General features: G+C 55.5%; 1 protein-coding gene. It reads left to right on the top strand.

Annotated elements, in window-relative coordinates; all coding sequences use genetic code 11:
- On the top strand, nt 1-859 hold an 859-nt coding region (locus tag Xenpb_RS19365; protein ID WP_304952562.1), incomplete at both ends, for a toxin TcdB middle/C-terminal domain-containing protein.

The following is an 859-nucleotide window of genomic DNA, read 5'->3' as shown; positions in this document are numbered from 1 at the left end:
TTCCCGCCGTTGATACCCTGTTGGCAAATGAATTCTGGCACGGGGACAAACAGGCTTTCCCGCCCTTTACCTGCCGTTTTACGCATTTTGACCCTGATAAAGAACAGGATGTCACGTTCGTGCCCTCAACGGAGGAGGCTTACTGGCTGCACCGGGCATTAAAAGGCCAACCGTTACACAATGAAGTCTATGGTGACGATGACACGGTGCTCGCGGGCGTGCCGTATACTGTTATGGACAGCCGGCCCCAGGTCAGGCTGATTGCGGGTTTGCCGGGCAACTCGCCGACAGTCTGGCCCAGTGTGATTGAGCAAAGAACCTGGCAATATGAACGTATTGCCGAAGATCCGCAATGTCATCAGCAGGTGGTATTGAACAGTGACCGCTACGGTTTCCCACGGGAGACCGTCGAGATTGCTTATCCCCGCCGCCCTAAACCCGCTGTCTCGCCTTACCCGGATACGCTGCCGGCGACATTATTTGACAGCAGCTATGATGAGCAGCAACAGCAATTGCGGCTTACCCGGCAACGGCAAGGTTACCATCACCTGACTCACACGGAATATCAGGTACTGGGGCTGACGGATGTCGTGCGAAGCGATGCCTGGGCCTACCCGGCAGAACGGGTACCCCGTGAAGGTCTTACGGTAGAGGACTTGCTGGCCGCAAACAGTCTGATAGCGCCGGGGATGCCCCTGACCTATTTGGGGCATCAGCGTGTGGCCTATACCGGCCCCGAAGAAAACCCGACCCGGCAGGCATTGGTGGTTTATACCGAAACCGCGGTTTTTGATGAGCTGGCGTTGCAGGCCTTTAATGGCACATTAACCCCTGAAGCCTTGGAAAAGAAATTAATTGA

It is taken from the genome of Xenorhabdus sp. PB62.4 (genome assembly GCF_014467285.1).
Classification (GTDB): domain Bacteria; phylum Pseudomonadota; class Gammaproteobacteria; order Enterobacterales; family Enterobacteriaceae; genus Xenorhabdus.
The sequence above is the reverse complement of the archived record's forward strand: the minus strand, read 5'-3'. Positions and strand labels throughout refer to the sequence as shown.